Origin of the sequence: Pseudomonas schmalbachii, assembly GCF_017589465.1 — a bacterium.
GTDB lineage: Bacteria > Pseudomonadota > Gammaproteobacteria > Pseudomonadales > Pseudomonadaceae > Pseudomonas > Pseudomonas schmalbachii.
In genome coordinates, this window is sequence record NZ_JAELYA010000026.1 from 1 (window position 1) to 488 (window position 488).

The window sequence follows — 488 nt, forward strand, 5'->3', positions numbered from 1 at the left end:
TGTTGCGCCCGTCGCCGACGTAAGCGAACTTGATCTCGTGGAACGGTTTCTCGGCGTGCTCACGCATGGTGAGAGCGTCAGCGAGCATCTGGGTCGGGTGGAACTCGTCAGTCAGGCCATTGAAAACCGGGACACCTGCGTATTCAGCCAGCTCTTCCACCACCGACTGGTGGAACCCGCGGTACTCGATGCCGTCATACATACGCCCCAGGACGCGGGCCGTGTCCTTCATGGACTCCTTGTGGCCAATGTGTGATCCGCTGGGCCCCAAGTAGGTCACGTGAGCACCCTGGTCGTGAGCCGCCACCTCGAAGGCGCAGCGGGTACGAGTCGACGCCTTCTCGAAAATGAGGGCAATGTTCTTCCCCCTGAGGAGCGGCTGCTCCGTCCCACAGTACTTGGCTTCCTTGAGATCTGCAGCCAAGCCGACGAGGAACTTGATTTCCTCAGTACTATGATGCGCTAACGACAACAAATGACGATTCTTC

Annotated in this window: 1 pseudogene; it reads right to left on the reverse strand. The window is 58.8% G+C overall.

Features of this window, described 5'->3' with window-relative positions:
• A pseudogene (locus JFY56_RS24185) lies at positions 1–488 on the reverse strand (ornithine carbamoyltransferase); the annotation flags it as partial.